This window comes from Flavobacterium sp. T12S277 (assembly GCF_048514875.1).
In the GTDB taxonomy this organism is placed as follows: Bacteria; Bacteroidota; Bacteroidia; order Flavobacteriales; family Flavobacteriaceae; genus Flavobacterium.
In genome coordinates, this window is record NZ_JBLYEG010000004.1 from 303,049 (window position 1) to 319,771 (window position 16,723).

Consider the following 16,723-nt stretch of genomic DNA (forward strand, 5'->3'; position numbering starts at 1 on the left):
TTTAGATTACCTTTTCTTTTTCAGAGCATCAATTGCATCAAGCAATTCTACCAATGCTACATGTAAATCTTTTTGGTCTCTTATGGTTTTCTTAGCTTGTTCAGCTACCGCAACCATTTTTTCCAAATCATTCGAAGCAATCGCTTCTCTGATTCCTACTCCGTAAAGTACTGTTGCCATAATATTTTGTTTTATAGTTGTTCCTACTCTTTAGGTTTTTCAGCTCCACCCTTGTTTTTCTGTACAAGTCAGGTTATTTCTTCTTCTTTAAAGAATCTATCGCGTCTAACAAGTCCAGTAAAGCAACAGTCAGATCACCCTGATCTTTTATTGTTTGCTTCGCTTGTTTGGCAATAGCTTCCATCTTGGCCAGATCATTAGAGACTAAAGCTTCTCTAATGGCGACACCGTAAGGCATGATTACTCCCATAGCTGTTGTTTTTTAGTTGTTATTTGTTTCGTTTGAGGATTAATTTTTTTTAATGCTCACTAGGTCCAAATTGTTGTAAAAAAAGAGCCGGTTCATTTGGATCCAAACAAGTCAGATGTCCAATAGTCACGGTTTGACCATCTTTGTTTTTTCCGGTAATCATGATGTTTTTCAATCCTGCTCTTAATCTTCCTAAACGGTTACCTTCGATTACATCAACTCCCATTTCATGTGGAGTACCAGTTCTGGTCGCAATAATATTACCTGAACCATTTTCAATTAATATTCTCTCTCCAATTGCTGGAGAAGGAAGTATCTGAGTTACTGTAATGTTTGTAAGTGGTCCTAATACAATATAAGGAGGTATACTTCCAACGTTAATAGCTTCAGATTCTCTTACCCCTATTGTTATTGTTCTTCCGAACTCTATGTCACCAGTTGTGCTTGTGCTATACATCCATGGAGTTGTAAATGGAGTACCATCTTCAGTCTCTCCAGTTGCTAAATATCTCTGATGTATACCAATACTAGATTTTTCAGGGGCTAAATCAAGATTGTAGAATACAGATCTTCCAAGTGTTCCAACCGCGTAAGTTCCGCTGGCTCCTTCGATAACAGGAAGAATAACAGGTCCAATCCCTCCACCATTCCAATCAATGTAAGGGTAGACTTTCACATTTTTTACTTTTACAGGTATTGCTTGCATAATAATAGTTTTTGTCCTACTCATAAGGCTTTTCAGATCCGCCTTCGCGTTTTAACTGTGCGAAACAGTTCGTTTTTTAAGTGGGTTCTGCTCCACCGTTACAAATTCAATTCATCAGCTGATAATGAATGACTTAGAAAATATTTTTTCATTAATTTTCTATATCAAATCTATTTTAGATATGAAGATGGGAGCGAAAAAATGTTATAAAATGAGAATTCTCTGTCATAAAACACCAAAAAATCAGACATAAGATTATTCTTAAAAAAACCTCATCAAACAAACTTTCATTTATTTTTGAAAGTTTAAAAACTTTTACTTACATTTGTTTCATGGAATTCAAAGAAGCAAAAAATAAGTTTGTACAAACCTGGGGAGCATTAGGCTCTCAATGGGGAATTAATAAAACCATGGCACAAATCCATGCTTTATTAATGGTTTCGAACGAAGCTGTTTCTATGGAAGACATCATGGACGAATTGCAAATTTCACGAGGAAATGCAAGCATGAACCTAAGAGCTTTAATGGATTGGGGAATTGTTTACAAAGAATACAAAGCCGGAGAAAGAAGAGAATTTTTTACTGCAGAAAAAGATCTGGACGAACTAGCCGTTAAAATTTCGAGAGAAAGAAGCAAAAGAGAAATCAAACCTGCTCTTAAAATTTTAAAAGAAGTTTCGACAATCGATGCAAATGAGTCTGCAGAAGAAAAACACTTTGTAGATCAAACCACTAAGTTGTATGATTTTGTTTTAAAAGCAGATAATATGTTAGACAAAATGACGGAATTCAATGAAAACTGGTTAGGGCGACTAGTCCTAAAAATTATGAAGTAACCTTCAAACAAAAAAATTTAATCAAAACTTTCATTTTTTTCTGAAAGTTTAAAACAAACTATAATTATGAAAACGCTGGAAAACCAAACCCTGCTTTACGACGAAGATTGTCCCCTTTGCAGCTTGTATACTACCGGCTTTGTAAAAAGCGGTATGTTAGATCAAAACGGAAGAAAATCATATTGTCAGTTATCGGAAGAAGAACAAAATTTTGTAGATCTCGAACGTGCACCAAATGAAATTGCGTTAATTGATAATACAACCAAAACAGTACTTTACGGTGTCGACAGTTTACTGAAGGTTATAGGATATTCATTTCCGTGGATTGAAAAAATAGGAAAAACAAAACCTGTTCATTTCATACTGAGAAAACTCTATTCTTTTGTTTCCTACAACAGAAAAGTGATAATTCCGGGAGAAATAAAGGAAGAAAACAAATTACAATGCACCCCCGATTACAATTACAAATATCGTTTTCTCTTTATCGGATTTGCCTTAACCGTAACAACATTCGTATTGTTTAGTTATTCCAGTTTGATTTCAGTTCTGCCGCAAACCTCTATCTGGAGAGAGTTCGTTTTAGCCTTCGGACAAATTGTATTTCAAAGTATCTTTATGCTAAAATCAGACCAAAAGACGATGCTCAATTATGCAGGCAATTTAATGACCGTTTCTTTAATGGGGTCTCTCATTTTGTTACCCATTTTAATTGCAAATCAGTTTATAAATGTTCCTGAGCTTATCGTAATGGCTTGGTTTGGCATAACCGTTTTTATCATGTTTAAAGAGCATTTCAGAAGAATTAAAATTTTAAAACTTCCAAAATATCTCTGCCTCACCTGGATATTGTATCGAATAATTGCCTTATTATTAATTTTGAACTAATCTGTACGTTTCCTGAATTTTTACGAATTGTTTTTCAGCTGATTCTTTTCGCAAAGAATAATTCGTGTAGTTCGCCACTAAAAAAACAAAACCATGAATAAACTCATAATTGCAGCCGGAACAGGATTTCTGGGTCAGGTTTTAGTCCGTCATTTCAAAAACAAATTTGAAGAAATCGTTATCCTAACCCGCGGAAAATCTCAAATCATCGATGGAATCAAATATGTAAACTGGGATGCCAAAACTTTTTCGGGCTGGGAAAATGAACTGGAACAGGCAACGGTATTAATCAATCTTGCCGGAAAATCTGTTGATTGTCGTTATACTCAAAAAAATAAAAAAGAGATTTTACTATCCCGAATCGAAAGCACCAGAATTTTAAACGAAGCTGTTTTAAAATGCAAAAATCCTCCGAAACACTGGCTGAACTCCTCTACTGCGACCATTTACCGATTTTCTCTGGACAAACAAATGGACGAAGAAGAGGGCGAAATAGGAAATAATTTTTCGATAAATGTCGCTCTTTCCTGGGAGAAAGCCTTTTTTAAAACTGAAACTCCAAATACGATAAAAACAGCTTTAAGAACGTCAATCGTTCTAGGCAAAAAAGGCGGTGCTTTTATTCCGCTAAAAGCTTTGGCGAAAATTGGTTTTGGAGGAAAACAAGGAAAAGGAAACCAATTTGTAAGCTGGATTCACGAAGATGATTTTGCGAATGCAATTGATTTCATAATTGAAAAAGAAATAGCCGGCGTCATAAATATTGTATCGCCAAGTCCTATACCCAATATTGATTTTATGAAGAAGCTACAAAAAGCAGTTGGTTTTCCTTTTGGAATTCCACTCAATACCTTCTTTCTGGAAATTGGATCGTTTATTATTCGAACAGAAACCGAATTGGTTTTAAAGAGCCGAAATGTAGTCCCGAAACGACTTTTAGAAAAAGGTTTTACGTTTAAGTTTGAAAATATTGATACCGCTTTTCAAAATCTTTTATCGTAAATATTCACATGCCGAAACCGGGAAAAGCTATGACAAACACTTTATGTTAAAGGTATAGTCCCTACGGGACACTCCTACGAGGTAGACATCTTTTTACCAATATGTAATCTCTCCGAGATTAATTAGCTCATACAATTACATTCTAAAAAAAGGGAAACTAATCGTCAAACTTAAATCCGTGAAGCTACTTTTTTAGGAGCAATATAGTGCTGACACAGTGTAGCAACCTAAAAAAAGTCTCGCAGAGACTTTACGAATCAGCTAATCTCGGAGAGATTACATATCGGTAACTTACCATATCCGACCAAAAAAATGTCCCGTAGGGACTAAACAATTGATACAACAAATGACAACCCTAAACCTTACAACCCGAATAAAAGCACCACAAAAAACAGTTTTTGATGCTGCACGAAATATTGATATCCATCAACAGTCTGCAAGTCCATCAAAAGAAAAAGCAATTGCCGGCGTTACCACCGGATTAATCAATTTAAACGAAACGGTTACCTGGCGTGGCAAACATTTTGGTTTTTACCTTACCCATAAAAGCAGAATAACTGAGATGCAATTCTACGATTACTTTGTTGATGAAATGGAGGAAGGAAAGTTTAAATCTTTCAAACACGAACATCTTTTTGAAAAAGAAAATGACTTCACCATTATGACAGATAAACTACAATATGAAACTCCTTTTGGACTGTTCGGAAAACTGTTTGATTATTTCTTTTTGAAAAAACATCTTACCAATTTCCTATTGGAAAGAAATAAAACGCTGAAAATAGTTTCTGAAAAACAACTTTAAATTTCTTACTTTTATAGTCTAACACGATTTTCTAAAATCCGTAAACAATCTAAAACTAAACGTATGACTTTAAAAACAAAAATACTATCCGTCGCTTTTTTTGCTATTTCTTTCATTGGATTTTCACAAAGTAATTGTACAACATTAAAAGGCTGTGAGCGAAAACTATGTGAATTAAACACAAAATTAGTTGCTGCCAAAAAAGCCGGCAATCAAAATCAAATAAAGGGAATTGAAGATGCCATCTCTAAAACCAAAAAAAACTGCACGGTAAAAACAGTCAACAATGACCTTGACAAAAAAGTCAAAGAAAAGCAGCAAAAGGTAAAAGAAAGAACTGAAGACCTCAACAAAGCCATAAAAGAGCAGGAAAGCAAAGAAAAAATTGAGAAAAAAAGAAAGAAACTAGCCGAAGCCAAAGCCGACTTAAATAAGGCCCTCGCAGAACAAAAAACGAAGTAATATTTTATTTCGCTTCTAAAGAAACTGATGTTTACGCATCGGTTTTTTTATTTTATAAGAAACTACTTTTAAAACAACAGTATCATCAGCCACCAAAAAACCGGAACGCTTTCGACCCAAAAAGAAGTATAATATTTAGAGCGCGTCGGATTTGCAAACGCAATAAACAACATGAGCATGAGCACCATGATCAGATTGATTAAAACATCATGATAATTAAAAGTAGAAACAAAAACTTCCAGAACCCAAAACGGAATCAGTAATAAAAGTCCTAAAACTTTGGTTCGCTTTACCCCGATCGTTTGCGGAACAGTCTGTAAATGCGGATCGTCATTGGCTAAATCAATAATTTCAAAAACCAGTACCAGAACAAAAACCAAAACAAACCGCTGAATGCATTTTATAAAAAAATCACTGCTAAAAGGAATCCCGGCATTTATTAAAGGCAAAACCAATGTGGTACCTACCCAGCAAATTGCTACTATATAAATTTTAACTCCTGCCCAGTTTCGCGCATTTCTTCGATTCGGAAAAAACGGAAGTGTATAAAGCGCTGTAATAAAAAAAATCACTACCGAAACAATTTGAGTAATTCGTTTCAGATGAAAAAAATAATAGCCCACTAAAAACAGTGAAATAAAACTCAAAACAGCAATAATTTTCAGTTGATTCCCGATCAATTTTCTTTTAACACGAACCAATGCGTCGTATTTAACAAAATTATATCCCACAATTGTTCCAAAAAAAGCAAACATTGCCATTGCGTTATCGTACTGAATATGAAACACATGAAACGTGATTTGTACCAGCGCATAACACGACAAAGCCACATGAATACTGCTGTTCAGGTAGAAATCTAATATGAGTTTCAAAAATTTCATACTTCAAATCTAATCATTTATTAACAAATCAACTCTTTGGTTGAAAATTTCATAAAAAATGAAGTTAAAAATGTGCAATAAATTATTATTAATACTTAATTTTGCGCGACTAAAAAACAACACTTTTACTACTATATGAAAACAGATGCTTTTGCTTTAAGACACATTGGTCCAAGAGAAACAGATCTTCAACACATGTTACAGACTATTGGAGTTGAATCGATCGAACAACTTGTTTATGAAACCCTTCCGGATGACATTCGTCTAAAAGCACCCTTAAACTTAGATCCTGCGATGACGGAGTACGAATTCGCAAACCATATTCAGCAATTAGGAAAGAAAAATAAGGTATTCAAATCTTATATCGGTTTGGGTTATCACCCAACTATCGTTCCGGCTCCAATTCAAAGAAATATTTTTGAGAATCCAGGATGGTACACTGCTTATACTCCTTATCAGGCTGAGATTGCTCAGGGCCGTTTAGAAGCCATTTTAAATTTCCAGACTACCGTTATTGAATTAACCGGAATGGAAATCGCAAATGCTTCTTTATTAGACGAAGGAACTGCTGCCGCAGAAGCTATGGCGTTATTATTTGACGTTCGTACACGCGACCAGAAGAAAAACAATACAAACAAATTCTTCGTTTCTGAAGAAATTTTACCACAAACTTTATCTATCCTGCAAACGCGTTCAACTCCTATCGGAATTGAATTAGTAGTTGGAAACCACGAAACATTTGATTTCTCAAATGAATTCTTCGGAGCTATTTTACAATACCCTGGAAAATATGGTCAGGTAAACGACTACAGTGCTTTTGTTGCTAAAGCAAAAGAAAACGAAATCAAAGTGGCCTTTGCTGCTGATATTTTATCATTAGCAGCCCTTACTTCTCCGGGAGAAATGGGTGCAGCTGTAGTAGTTGGAACTTCACAACGTTTTGGTGTACCAATGGGTTATGGTGGTCCTCACGCTGCTTTTTTCGCAACTAAAGAAGAATACAAACGATCTATGCCGGGTCGTATCATCGGAGTATCTATTGATGTAAACGGAAACCGTGCTTTGCGTATGGCTTTAGGAACTCGCGAGCAGCACATTAAACGTGAAAAAGCGACTTCTAATATTTGTACCGCTCAGGTTTTATTAGCAGTTATGGCCGGAATGTATGCTGTTTACCACGGACCAAAAGGATTACAATACATTGCAAACAAAGTTCACGCATCGGCGGTTACTACTGCTGAAGCTTTAAATAAATTAGGAGTTTTCCAAACCAACACCGCTTACTTTGATACGATTTCGGTAAAAGCCGACGCTCAAAAAGTAAAAGCTGTAGCGGAGAAAAACGAAGTAAACTTCTTCTATGTTGATGCCGACACGATTTCTATTTCGTTAAACGAAACAACTTCAATTGCTGACATCAACCAAATTATTGCCATTTTTGCTGAAGCTTTAGGAAAAGAAACTTTTACTGTTTCTGAATTAACTGAAGCTAGTCAATTACCGGCTTCATTAGAAAGAACATCACCTTTCTTAACACATGATGTATTCAACAATCATCATTCAGAAAGTCAGTTAATGCGTTACATCAAAAAGTTAGAGCGTAAAGATTTATCCTTAAATCATTCTATGATTTCATTAGGTTCTTGTACCATGAAATTAAACGCTGCTTCAGAAATGTTACCGTTGTCAATGCCAAACTGGAACAGCATCCACCCTTTTGCACCAGTAGAACAAGCGGAAGGTTATATCACCATGCTTAAAAAATTAGAGCAGCAATTAAATGTAATTACCGGATTTGCCGGAACAACATTGCAGCCTAATTCAGGAGCTCAGGGAGAATATGCCGGTTTAATGGCTATCCGTGCTTACCATTTATCAAGAGGTGATAGTCACCGTAATGTATGTTTGATTCCTTCATCAGCTCACGGAACCAATCCTGCTTCTGCAGCTATGGCCGGAATGAAAATCATTGTGACCAAAACTACTCCGGAAGGAAATATTGATGTAGAAGATTTAAGAGAAAAAGCGATTGAGCACAAAGATGATCTTTCTTGTTTAATGGTAACGTATCCTTCTACTCACGGAGTTTTCGAATCTTCAATCATTGAAATTACTAAATTAATCCACGACAATGGCGGATTAGTATATATGGATGGTGCTAATATGAATGCTCAGGTAGGTTTAACTAACCCGGCTACAATTGGTGCTGACGTTTGTCACTTAAACTTACACAAAACATTCGCTATTCCTCACGGTGGTGGTGGACCTGGAGTTGGACCAATTTGTGTGAACGAAAAACTAGTTCCATTTTTACCAACAAACCCAATCCTTAAAGTAGGTGGTGAACAAGCTATTACAGCCATTTCATCTGCACCTTACGGATCAGCTTTAGTATGTTTAATTTCTTACGGTTACATCACAATGATGGGGGCTGAAGGATTAAAAAGTGCTACAGAGCATGCTATTCTGAACGCGAACTACATGAAAACACGTTTCGAAGGACACTACCCAATTCTTTATACAGGAGAATGCGGAAGAGCTGCTCACGAAATGATCTTAGATTGCCGTTCGTTTAAAGAAAACGGAATTGAAGTAGGTGATATCGCGAAGCGTTTAATGGATTATGGTTTCCACGCTCCTACCGTTTCTTTCCCGGTTGCCGGAACTTTAATGATTGAGCCTACAGAATCTGAAGATTTAGCAGAGTTAGATCGTTTTTGTGATGCGCTTATCTCAATCAGAAAAGAGATCGAAGCTTCAACAGCAGAGGACAAAAACAATGTATTAAAAAATGCACCTCATACATTAGCAATGTTAACTAATGACGCTTGGGATTTCCCTTATTCAAGAGAAAAAGCAGCTTACCCATTAGAATATATCGCTGACAATAAATTCTGGCCATCAGTTCGTCGTGTAGACGATGCATACGGTGACAGAAACTTAGTGTGTAGCTGTGCTCCTATTGAAGCATACATGGAAAACTAAAAATTAAGTTTTCTTTTAAATATTCAAGCCCGACAGGTTTTAAGAACCTGTCGGGTTTTATTTTGGTTTCATATTTAAAGTCTTACATCCCAACGAAAACTTGAAACCTGAAACTAAAAAAACTTTTTCCCTGCTTTTATTTCAATCGTTTGAAATCTCGGAAAAATTAAATAATCATTAGAAAATAAACAATATATGTCACAAAAAATTATTATTCCACAATTATATGCGTGCATAGTATTTTTTATGATAGTTATCATGATTTTATTTATACTTTAGCAATAAATTTACCGGACAATAAAGGAATAATGAAAATAAAAATAATAGGTATAGGAAGTTACATTCCTAATAAAGAAGTAAGCAATACTGACTTTGGCGATCATGTTTTTTTAAATGAAGACGGAACTCCTTTTGGTTACCCTAACGAAGTTGTAATAAAAAAATTTAAAGGCATTACCGGAATCGAAAATCGCCGCTACGCCGAAGACCATCATACCTCATCAGATCTTGCTTTTTTTGCTGCCGAAAGAGCGCTTGAAAATGCTAAGATCGATCGTGAAACTTTAGATTACATTATTTTTGCGCATAACTTTGGTGATGTAAAATCTGGAACACACCAAACGGATATTTTACCGAGTTTAGCGACACGTGTCAAAAACAAATTAGGCATTAAAAACCCGAAATGTGTAGCCTACGATATTCTTTTTGGGTGCCCGGGATGGATTGAAGGTGTGCTGCAGGCAAACGCTTTTATAAAATCGGGTATGGCAAAAAGAGTTTTAGTCATTGGTGCCGAAACCCTTTCGAGAGTGGTTGACGATCACGATCGCGACTCGATGATTTACTCTGATGGTGCAGGTGCTTCAATTTTAGAAGCTTCTGAGGATGAAGCCGGGTTACTATCGTACGAGAGTGCCACTTTTGCCAATGATGAAGCCAACTATCTGTACTTTGGAAAATCATACAACCCAGATTTAGATCCGGACATTAAATACATCAAAATGTACGGGCGTAAAATTTACGAATTCGCTTTAAGTCAGGTGCCATGCGCTATGAAAAGCTGTTTAGACAAAAGCGGAATCGCTATTGACGAAGTCAAAAAAATCCTGATTCACCAGGCCAATGAAAAAATGGACGAGGCCATTATTGCCCGATTCTATAAACTATACGACAAAACACCTCCTGAAAACGTTATGCCAATGTGCATTCATGACTTAGGAAACTCCAGTGTTGCTACAGTACCGACCCTTTACGACTTATTGATTCAGGGTAAACTGGAAAACCATGAAATAAACAAAGGAGATGTTGTTATTTTTGCCTCTGTCGGAGCAGGAATGAACATCAATGCATTTGTTTACAGATATTAGATATTAGATATTAGTCGCAGTTCACAGTCAACTGAACACTGAGACCGAATACTGAGACTGAGACTGCATACTAAAAAAGTCCGCATTATAAGATGCGGACTTTTTTAGTATATTTGTGCCCTAATTATAAATCAAGAACGAGAGATTGTTTCGTTCCTCGCAGCGACTATGTACGAAAAAACGTTTCCGAATAAAAGATTCAAACTTACTTTAGAGTTTTTACAAAAACACGTTAAAACATCAGAAACCATTTTTGATTTTGGTGTATCAAATCCATTCTCTAAGATAATGGAAGAAAATGGTTATACTGTAAAAAATACAAAAGGCGAAGATTTAGACAACGATCAAACGGCTTTACAAACGGAAGAATATTCTGTTTTTACCGCATTTGAAATCTTCGAACACTTACTAAATCCTTACACGATTTTACAAAACGTAAAATGTGACAAGTTGTTAATATCAATCCCGTTGCGTTTATGGTTTTCATCGGCATATCGTTCTAAGACCGATATGTGGGACAGACATTACCATGAATTTGAAGACTGGCAACTGGACTGGCTTTTAGAAAAAACAGGCTGGAAAATAACCGACCGTCAAAAATTTACACATCCGGTAAAAAAGTTTGGATTCAGACCTTTACTAAGATATTTTACGCCAAGATATTATATTGTTGTAGCGGAAAAAATAAAAGCCTAAAGTCAAATTCCAATAAAAAAATTCCAAATTCCAATTAAACAGTTTTGATTGGAATTTGGAATTTAAATTGAAAATTATGAAGTATTATATCGTCATTCCGGCTCACAACGAACAAGATTTAATTGGCCTGACCTTACAGTCTTTGGTTTCACAAACTGTTTTACCTTCAAAAATTGTAGTGGTAAATGACAACTCAACGGATAGGACAGAAGAAATTGTATTGGGTTTTGCAAAAGACCATCCTTTTATTTCTATTGTAAATAAAACGTCAGATGCGATTCATATGCCCGGAAGCAAAGTGATTCAGGCTTTTCAAAAGGGTTTTGAAACTTTGGATTCCGAATATGATATTATGGTAAAAATAGATGGTGATCTCATTTTTCCTGTCAATTACTTCGAAACAATTATCGCCCATTTTCAATCGGATTCAAAAATTGGAATGGCAGGAGGTTTTTGTTACATTGAAAAAAATGGTGACTGGGTTCTCGAAAATCTTACCGACAAAGATCATATTCGCGGCGCATTAAAGGCGTATCGCAAAGCTGCTTTTGAGCAAATTGGAGGTCTAAAACCTGCTATGGGCTGGGATACTGTAGACGAATTACTTTGTAAATATTACGGATGGAAGATTGTTACCGACGCTTCTTTACATGTAAAACATCTTAAACCAACCGGAGCAAATTACAACAAAACTGCCCGATACAAACAAGGTGAAGCTTTTTTTACTTTAGGATACGGCTTTTGGATTACGGCAATTGCATCGGCTAAACTGGCCCTGATGAAGAAAAAACCGTTCCTCTTTTTCGATTATATCCGAGGATTCTGGAAAGCAAAAAAAGCCAAAACGCCACTACTGGTTACCCCTGAACAAGCTAAATTTATTAGAAATTATCGCTTTCAAAAAATGAAAGAAAAGTTAATTTGATCCGGAAAACAACCGAAAAGACTTAACTCATACCCCAAAACTCATAACTTCTTTTTACCTTAGCCAATATTTGTAAAACTATGATGCTAATTCGTTACTTATCCCAAATTGGGAGATATTTTTTAATGCTGAAAGAGATTTTCAATAAACAGACCAAATGGCCTGTTATGCGACAATTAATTTTTAAAGAAATTGATGATTTAATTATTGACTCTTTAGGTATCGTTTGCTTTATCTCTTTCTTTGTTGGAGGTGTTGTCGCGATTCAAACCGCTTTAAACTTAACTAATCCGTTAATCCCAAAATATTTAATTGGTTTTGCTACACGTCAATCCGTGATTCTGGAGTTTGCTCCTACTTTTATTTCGGTAATTATGGCTGGAAAAATGGGATCGTTTATTACCTCAAGTATCGGTACTATGCGTGTTACAGAACAAATCGATGCGCTGGAAGTTATGGGTGTAAACTCTCTTAACTATCTGGTTTTCCCTAAAATTATTGCTTTACTATTGTATCCTTTTGTTATTGGAATCAGTATGTTTTTAGGAATTTTTGGAGGATGGCTTGCAGGTGTTTACGGAGGTTTTACCACCAGTAATGACTTTATCATTGGTGCGCAAATGGAATTCATTCCTTTTCACATCACTTATGCATTTATTAAAACTTTAATATTTGCCATGCTGTTGGCTACCATACCTTCTTTTCACGGTTATTACATGAAAGGCGGGGCTCTTGAAGTAGGTAAAGCCAGTACAGTATCGTTTGTTTGGACTTCGGTTTCAATCATTCTTTTTAATTATATACTAACACAATTGTTACTAGGATCATGATAGAAGTAAAAAATTTAGAAAAATCATTTGGCGACAGCAAGGTTCTGAAAGGTGTTTCGACAGTTTTTGAAACTGGAAAAACCAACCTGATTATTGGGCAAAGTGGATCCGGAAAGACCGTTTTATTAAAAAGTCTGTTAGGAATTCACACTCCCGATAAAGGAACTATTTCCTTTGATGGCCGTGTGTATTCAGAACTGGATCCGGATGAAAAAAGAGAGTTAAGAACGGAAATCGGAATGGTTTTTCAGGGAAGTGCTTTGTTTGATTCGATGACCGTTGAAGAGAATGTTGCGTTCCCGTTAAAAATGTTTACCAACGACAATAAGGCTAAAATCAAAGAACGTGTTGATTTTGTACTGGAAAGAGTAAACTTAATTGATGCGCATAAAAAATTACCTTCTGAAATTTCGGGAGGAATGCAAAAGCGTGTGGCAATTGCCCGCGCGATTGTAAACAATCCAAAGTATTTATTTTGTGACGAACCCAATTCAGGTTTAGATCCGAATACCTCTACTCTGATTGATAATCTGATTAAAGAAATCACCGAAGAATACAACATTACTACGGTAATCAACACCCACGATATGAACTCGGTAATGGAAATTGGTGAAAATATCGTATTCCTAAAAAAGGGCTTAAAAGCCTGGCAAGGGACCAAAGAAGAAATCTTCAGAACCGATAACGAAGCGATTGTAAAATTTGTTTACTCTTCAAATCTGTTTAAAAAAGTAAGAGAGGCTTATTTGAAAGGATAAGACTTTAAAATTCCAAAAAAAATAAATTCCAAATTCCAATACTGATGCAGTTGGAATTTGGAATTTTTTTATCGAGTTTCCCAGAGAAATTGGAGTTTGGAATTTGAAATTTGGAATTTCCTTTTTAATGCATTAACTCCACTTCTGCATTTGGATTAAACAGATAGGTTTTTCCCGAGCTAATTTCAATACATTCAAAACGCTTGGTTCTAACGGCCAATTTCTTGAATACTTTACCGTTTTTAATCCTGAATACACTTCCGTAGGGAATTTCGAAAATATAGCTCTTATCGTTAGCGGCATCGTATTGTTTTAAGGCCAAAGACAAAGTGGTATCGGTATCACTACTTGCCGAAGGGTTTTTAAAATGCCTTGCTAACAGAGGCAATAATGAACCCGGGAAAATTTCGGGACGAATAAAAGGAACCATCATCCTTTGAAAAGTGAACTTCCATTCATTCCCATGCGGTTTTATATTTCTTCCAAATTTCTCAAAGGCAACCAAATGCGAAATCTCATGAATGAGCGTAATCAAAAAGCGATATTTGTTCAAACTCGCATTCACCGTAATTTCATGCTTACCGCTTGGCCCTCTTCTGTAATCACCATGACGCGTCTGACGCTCATTGACGATTTTCAGATGAACCTGATTGGCAACAATCAAATCAAAAACAGGCTTTACGGCATGCTCCGGTATGTATTTAGCTAAAGTTTCGCTCACTTTAAGTTAAATGTTATTTGTAAAAAGTTAGAAGTTTTCTTTAATTTGGAATTTAAAATTACGGATTGGTCGATGAAACTTCCAGTACCTTCCCGTTGAAATATTTATTTCCGTTGAGTGTAAAATCATTGATGTAGGTTGCCATTCCTTCGGCAGAAATTGGCGCCTGATAACCCGGGAAAGCTTCGTTTAACATTTCTGTCTGAACAGAACCCAGAGCCAGTACATTAAATGAAATCCCTCTTTCTTTGTATTCTTCCGCCAATAATTCAGTCAAAGTAATTACAGCTCCTTTACTGGAACTATAAGCTGCCAGACCTGCAAATTTCAGACTTCCTCTTACCCCTCCAATAGAACTAATGGTTACCACATGGCTACCGCTTTGAAGATAAGGAAGACAAATACGCGTTAAGTTAGCAACAGCAAAAACATTCACTTTGTAAATACTTTCAAAATCAGCCTGGGTGGTTTCGGCAAAAGGTTTTAACAACAACGCACCGGCATTATGTACCACTGCATCGACCCTTTTCCAGGAAGAAGAAAGAAACTGATCTACTTCTGCCAAAGCCGTTTCATCTGCCAAATCAACAGACAGACAGCTAATATTTTGATGTTCTAAAAGTGTAGTAGGTATTTTTCTGGAAATCGCCAGAACCTGATGACCTGCATTGGCAAACTGCAATGCTAATTCGTAACCAATTCCACGACTGGTTCCGGTAACAATAATATTTTTCATAAAGCAAAAATAAGCAAATCGAATAAAACGACAGATTAATTATTCATTGTAATTTCTTCCGTTGGTGTAATGGTAATTTTAGTAACTGCCGGCAAAAATTCCTGAATAAAAGAAGTCATATGCGGAATATCCATTACCTTAAATTCATCTGAAACATGGTGATAAAAGTCAAAATTTTCAAAATCAAAAGTACTTATGGACTGACATGGTTTTTTAAATGCCTCATAAAAAGAAAAGTTATCCGATCTGTAAAACAATTTATATTCGGCTTCTTTAGGCAAGAACCCGATTGTTTTTTTACCGGCATATTCGTTTATTTTTTGGGCCATATTACTTTTATCAAAACCGGTAATATAGGCCAGATAATCCCGTTTCATTGGCACACCAATCATTTCGATATTCAATTGGGTATACAAATTAAAATTTTGCTTTTTAAGTTTTTGCACCAAACTTTTAGACCCTAACAATCCTTTTTCTTCTCCTGCAAAAAACACAAAAAGAATACTGCGTTTGTTCGATTTTGTTTCGCTAAAATACTTCGCCAACTCTGCAACTGCCGTTACTCCCGACGCATCATCATTAGCACCATTAAAAACGACATCCGGCTGTTGTTTTTTCTCCAGTCCGATATGATCGTAATGCGCACTTAAAACCACGAATTCTTTTTTCAGCACCGGATCTGTTCCTTCTATAACGCCAACAATATTATAGGCCGGTGTTTTAAAATTGGTGAGGGTATCTCTGTAGGAAACAAAATAAGGTTTCACTTTGTTTTGTTTGAAGAAGTCTTCTAAAAAAACGGCTGCTTTCTCGATTCCTTTTGTTCCGGTTTCACGGCCCTCCATCTCATCTGAAGACAGTTTTTTCAGGAAATCAGAAACCTCAGATTCCTTGACTTTATAAGTAACTTCAATAGGTTTTGAATCGGTTGCCGGAGCAGTAGTAGCTACGGAAGGATTCGATTTACAGGCTAAAAAAACAAACGGAAGCAGCAGAAAGTAACGTTTTTTCATAAAGGATGATTTAAATGTGCTTTAGCAATTAAACTTCTAAAACAGTTGATTTAAAATATTTTTTATACACTTTAAACACCTGAACACTTCCCAACACTATGAAAAAAAAAGGAATAAATACAGGCATTACATACTTTGACAATGGATTGTTTTTTACAAAAAAAGCCTGTAAAATTACAATCAGACTCAACATCCCGAAAAAAATACCAATCAAAGTTCCTGCAATATAATAATATTTTAACTTTCTTTCTATTGTAATGTACTCCCCGTTAAGCAAATATAGATTCCAACTGGTCCAGAAAGGCAGCTGTAAAAAATTAAAACAATTTAAAACAACTCCAATCACAAATGGCGAGTACATTAAATACTCCTGTAAAACATCATTAGATTCTGCGGTCTGATTATGAAAACCGGAATAGAATAGAAAAGCGAGGACAAACATAAATCCAATCGCAAAAAAATCAATCATCTTCATCAATTTTTTATTGCGAATGAGTTGTCTGGCAAAAATTAGAGTGAAATAAATCACAAAAGTCTCGACAAAAATGACTCCAAACAAAAAAAGAACCAGATTATTGAGCCCCGATTTTGAGTAAATCTCCAAACCTACTACATTCAAATACCCCAATGGAATTGATCCGATGAAACTCACCAAAAACCCTATTGCGATATTTTTTACTCTTTTCAT

General features: G+C 35.7%; 19 protein-coding genes. 11 read left to right on the plus strand and 8 right to left on the minus strand.

Annotated features, from left to right (window positions below):
• Positions 1 to 6: 6 nt before the first annotated feature.
• The 3 genes from ACN1CN_RS09060 to ACN1CN_RS09070 all read right to left on the minus strand — a co-directional run bounded on the left by ACN1CN_RS09060 (position 7) and on the right by ACN1CN_RS09070 (position 1,136).
• Positions 7 to 180: a DUF1843 domain-containing protein gene (locus ACN1CN_RS09060; RefSeq protein WP_264525384.1), complete on the minus strand. Its 174-nt coding sequence runs from the start codon at positions 178 to 180 to the stop codon at positions 7 to 9.
• Positions 181 to 253: 73 nt separating this feature from the next.
• Positions 254 to 430 (minus strand): DUF1843 domain-containing protein, encoded by a 177-nt coding sequence (locus ACN1CN_RS09065; protein WP_173967198.1) that lies wholly within the window; start codon positions 428 to 430, stop codon positions 254 to 256.
• A gap of 49 nt (positions 431 to 479) precedes the next feature.
• Entirely contained in the window at positions 480 to 1,136 is a 657-nt protein-coding gene (locus ACN1CN_RS09070; RefSeq protein WP_419135411.1) for a hypothetical protein, read from the minus strand.
• A gap of 332 nt (positions 1,137 to 1,468) precedes the next feature.
• Between ACN1CN_RS09070 and ACN1CN_RS09075 the strand changes: the two genes are divergently transcribed.
• The 5 genes from ACN1CN_RS09075 to ACN1CN_RS09095 all read left to right on the plus strand — a co-directional run bounded on the left by ACN1CN_RS09075 (position 1,469) and on the right by ACN1CN_RS09095 (position 5,123).
• Positions 1,469 to 1,972 carry a GbsR/MarR family transcriptional regulator gene (locus tag ACN1CN_RS09075; protein ID WP_264525386.1) on the plus strand — a complete coding sequence of 168 codons (504 nt, stop codon included), beginning with the start codon at positions 1,469 to 1,471 and terminating at the stop codon, positions 1,970 to 1,972.
• Between the two features lie 66 nt (positions 1,973 to 2,038).
• On the plus strand, positions 2,039 to 2,857 hold the full coding sequence (locus ACN1CN_RS09080) for a hypothetical protein (protein ID WP_419135413.1): 819 nt from the start codon (positions 2,039 to 2,041) through the stop codon (positions 2,855 to 2,857).
• Between the two features lie 93 nt (positions 2,858 to 2,950).
• A complete protein-coding gene (locus ACN1CN_RS09085) occupies positions 2,951 to 3,859 on the plus strand; it encodes a TIGR01777 family oxidoreductase (protein WP_419135414.1) in 909 nt (302 codons plus the stop codon).
• A gap of 346 nt (positions 3,860 to 4,205) precedes the next feature.
• Entirely contained in the window at positions 4,206 to 4,661 is a 456-nt protein-coding gene (locus tag ACN1CN_RS09090; RefSeq protein ID WP_419135415.1) for an SRPBCC family protein, read from the plus strand.
• 63 nt (positions 4,662 to 4,724) lie between these two features.
• Complete coding sequence (locus ACN1CN_RS09095; protein WP_419135416.1) at positions 4,725 to 5,123, plus strand: DUF1090 family protein; 399 nt, start codon at positions 4,725 to 4,727, stop codon at positions 5,121 to 5,123.
• A gap of 68 nt (positions 5,124 to 5,191) precedes the next feature.
• Here ACN1CN_RS09095 and ACN1CN_RS09100 read toward each other — a convergent pair whose 3' ends face one another.
• A complete protein-coding gene (locus ACN1CN_RS09100; RefSeq protein ID WP_419135417.1) occupies positions 5,192 to 6,004 on the minus strand; it encodes a hypothetical protein in 813 nt (270 codons plus the stop codon).
• Positions 6,005 to 6,139: 135 nt separating this feature from the next.
• Here ACN1CN_RS09100 and gcvP point away from each other — a divergent pair, with 135 nt between their 5' ends.
• From gcvP to ACN1CN_RS09130, 6 genes are all read left to right on the plus strand, one after another.
• Positions 6,140 to 8,989 (plus strand): aminomethyl-transferring glycine dehydrogenase, encoded by a 2,850-nt coding sequence (gcvP, locus tag ACN1CN_RS09105; RefSeq protein ID WP_264525392.1) that lies wholly within the window; start codon positions 6,140 to 6,142, stop codon positions 8,987 to 8,989.
• A 308-nt stretch (positions 8,990 to 9,297) separates the two neighbouring features.
• Positions 9,298 to 10,356: a 3-oxoacyl-ACP synthase III family protein gene (locus ACN1CN_RS09110; protein ID WP_264525393.1), complete on the plus strand. Its 1,059-nt coding sequence runs from the start codon at positions 9,298 to 9,300 to the stop codon at positions 10,354 to 10,356.
• 168 nt (positions 10,357 to 10,524) lie between these two features.
• Positions 10,525 to 11,052, plus strand: coding sequence for a methyltransferase (locus ACN1CN_RS09115; RefSeq protein WP_419135420.1), 528 nt, complete (start codon positions 10,525 to 10,527; stop codon positions 11,050 to 11,052).
• A 76-nt stretch (positions 11,053 to 11,128) separates the two neighbouring features.
• Positions 11,129 to 11,977, plus strand: coding sequence for a glycosyltransferase (locus ACN1CN_RS09120; protein ID WP_419135421.1), 849 nt, complete (start codon positions 11,129 to 11,131; stop codon positions 11,975 to 11,977).
• 80 nt (positions 11,978 to 12,057) lie between these two features.
• Positions 12,058 to 12,807 carry an MlaE family ABC transporter permease gene (locus ACN1CN_RS09125; RefSeq protein ID WP_173967185.1) on the plus strand — a complete coding sequence of 250 codons (750 nt, stop codon included), beginning with the start codon at positions 12,058 to 12,060 and terminating at the stop codon, positions 12,805 to 12,807.
• Complete coding sequence (locus ACN1CN_RS09130; RefSeq protein ID WP_264525395.1) at positions 12,804 to 13,565, plus strand: ABC transporter ATP-binding protein; 762 nt, start codon at positions 12,804 to 12,806, stop codon at positions 13,563 to 13,565. The genes ACN1CN_RS09125 and ACN1CN_RS09130 overlap by 4 nt, the downstream gene beginning before the upstream one ends.
• Before the next feature lie 124 nt (positions 13,566 to 13,689).
• Here the strand turns inward: ACN1CN_RS09130 and ACN1CN_RS09135 are convergent, their stop codons facing one another.
• The 4 genes from ACN1CN_RS09135 to ACN1CN_RS09150 are packed head-to-tail and all read right to left on the minus strand — an operon-like array spanning position 13,690 to position 16,723.
• On the minus strand, positions 13,690 to 14,286 hold the full coding sequence (locus ACN1CN_RS09135) for a SprT-like domain-containing protein (protein WP_173967183.1): 597 nt from the start codon (positions 14,284 to 14,286) through the stop codon (positions 13,690 to 13,692).
• A gap of 58 nt (positions 14,287 to 14,344) precedes the next feature.
• The gene (locus tag ACN1CN_RS09140) at positions 14,345 to 15,022 is read right to left on the minus strand and encodes an SDR family NAD(P)-dependent oxidoreductase (RefSeq protein ID WP_419135422.1); all 678 of its coding nucleotides are present in this window, start codon (positions 15,020 to 15,022) and stop codon (positions 14,345 to 14,347) included.
• Between the two features lie 35 nt (positions 15,023 to 15,057).
• On the minus strand, positions 15,058 to 16,035 hold the full coding sequence (locus ACN1CN_RS09145; protein WP_419135424.1) for a M20/M25/M40 family metallo-hydrolase: 978 nt from the start codon (positions 16,033 to 16,035) through the stop codon (positions 15,058 to 15,060).
• A 28-nt stretch (positions 16,036 to 16,063) separates the two neighbouring features.
• On the minus strand, positions 16,064 to 16,723 hold the full coding sequence (locus ACN1CN_RS09150; protein WP_419135425.1) for a hypothetical protein: 660 nt from the start codon (positions 16,721 to 16,723) through the stop codon (positions 16,064 to 16,066).

What these genes read in the sequence shown, in the direction of transcription:
- ACN1CN_RS09060 (WP_264525384.1), bottom strand. Translation starts at nt 180, where the DNA reads ATGGCAACAGTACTTTACGGAGTAGGAATCAGAGAAGCGATTGCTTCG.
- ACN1CN_RS09065 (WP_173967198.1), bottom strand. Translation starts at nt 430, where the DNA reads ATGGGAGTAATCATGCCTTACGGTGTCGCCATTAGAGAAGCTTTAGTC.
- ACN1CN_RS09070 (WP_419135411.1), bottom strand. Translation starts at nt 1,136, where the DNA reads ATGCAAGCAATACCTGTAAAAGTAAAAAATGTGAAAGTCTACCCTTAC.
- ACN1CN_RS09075 (WP_264525386.1), top strand. Translation starts at nt 1,469, where the DNA reads ATGGAATTCAAAGAAGCAAAAAATAAGTTTGTACAAACCTGGGGAGCA.
- ACN1CN_RS09080 (WP_419135413.1), top strand. Translation starts at nt 2,039, where the DNA reads ATGAAAACGCTGGAAAACCAAACCCTGCTTTACGACGAAGATTGTCCC.
- ACN1CN_RS09085 (WP_419135414.1), top strand. Translation starts at nt 2,951, where the DNA reads ATGAATAAACTCATAATTGCAGCCGGAACAGGATTTCTGGGTCAGGTT.
- ACN1CN_RS09090 (WP_419135415.1), top strand. Translation starts at nt 4,206, where the DNA reads ATGACAACCCTAAACCTTACAACCCGAATAAAAGCACCACAAAAAACA.
- ACN1CN_RS09095 (WP_419135416.1), top strand. Translation starts at nt 4,725, where the DNA reads ATGACTTTAAAAACAAAAATACTATCCGTCGCTTTTTTTGCTATTTCT.
- ACN1CN_RS09100 (WP_419135417.1), bottom strand. Translation starts at nt 6,004, where the DNA reads ATGAAATTTTTGAAACTCATATTAGATTTCTACCTGAACAGCAGTATT.
- gcvP (WP_264525392.1), top strand. Translation starts at nt 6,140, where the DNA reads ATGAAAACAGATGCTTTTGCTTTAAGACACATTGGTCCAAGAGAAACA.
- ACN1CN_RS09110 (WP_264525393.1), top strand. Translation starts at nt 9,298, where the DNA reads ATGAAAATAAAAATAATAGGTATAGGAAGTTACATTCCTAATAAAGAA.
- ACN1CN_RS09115 (WP_419135420.1), top strand. Translation starts at nt 10,525, where the DNA reads ATGTACGAAAAAACGTTTCCGAATAAAAGATTCAAACTTACTTTAGAG.
- ACN1CN_RS09120 (WP_419135421.1), top strand. Translation starts at nt 11,129, where the DNA reads ATGAAGTATTATATCGTCATTCCGGCTCACAACGAACAAGATTTAATT.
- ACN1CN_RS09125 (WP_173967185.1), top strand. Translation starts at nt 12,058, where the DNA reads ATGATGCTAATTCGTTACTTATCCCAAATTGGGAGATATTTTTTAATG.
- ACN1CN_RS09130 (WP_264525395.1), top strand. Translation starts at nt 12,804, where the DNA reads ATGATAGAAGTAAAAAATTTAGAAAAATCATTTGGCGACAGCAAGGTT.
- ACN1CN_RS09140 (WP_419135422.1), bottom strand. Translation starts at nt 15,022, where the DNA reads ATGAAAAATATTATTGTTACCGGAACCAGTCGTGGAATTGGTTACGAA.
- ACN1CN_RS09145 (WP_419135424.1), bottom strand. Translation starts at nt 16,035, where the DNA reads ATGAAAAAACGTTACTTTCTGCTGCTTCCGTTTGTTTTTTTAGCCTGT.
- ACN1CN_RS09150 (WP_419135425.1), bottom strand. Translation starts at nt 16,723, where the DNA reads ATGAAAAGAGTAAAAAATATCGCAATAGGGTTTTTGGTGAGTTTCATC.